The 371-nt window shown below is 73.9% G+C and carries 2 protein-coding genes; both read left to right on the top strand.

What is annotated here, in order from left to right:
* Positions 1 to 186 (top strand): hypothetical protein (locus tag IF89_RS48945; RefSeq protein ID WP_234328045.1); only part of this gene is annotated, 186 nt, incomplete at its 5' end.
* Positions 183 to 371, top strand: a 189-nt coding sequence (locus IF89_RS39915) for a hypothetical protein (RefSeq protein WP_234328044.1), incomplete at its 3' end; no start/stop codon positions are given. The genes IF89_RS48945 and IF89_RS39915, both read left to right, overlap by 4 nt.

Raw genomic sequence — 371 nt, 5'->3', positions numbered from 1 at the left:
CCCGGCAAGGACCGGCGCAGCATCGCGCACACCGTGACCCGGACTGCGGACAGTGCGGGCAGGCTTGCCGCCCGCGAGCAGACGTCGTTCACCTACGACAAGTACGGGCAGACTGCCTCCCAGACGGTCAGCTGGGCCGAACCATGGCGCCCGGCACCGACGCCGAAACCACCACCACCCGCGTGACGGACCTGGCCACCGGGGCCGTGCTGGAGGAGGCCGGCCCCGGCGGGCGGGTCACCGCACGCACCGAGTACGACCACCAGGGCCGACCCACCGCGCACACCCTCCTGCCCGACTCCGGCAAGCCCCAGACCACCGCCTTCTCCTACCCCGCCCCCACCGTGACGGTCACCGCCACCCCCGACGGC

It is taken from the genome of Streptomyces sp. NRRL F-2664, from assembly GCF_000719345.1.
In the GTDB taxonomy this organism is placed as follows: Bacteria; Actinomycetota; Actinomycetes; order Streptomycetales; family Streptomycetaceae; genus Streptomyces.
The sequence above is the reverse complement of the archived record's forward strand: the minus strand, read 5'-3'. Positions and strand labels throughout refer to the sequence as shown.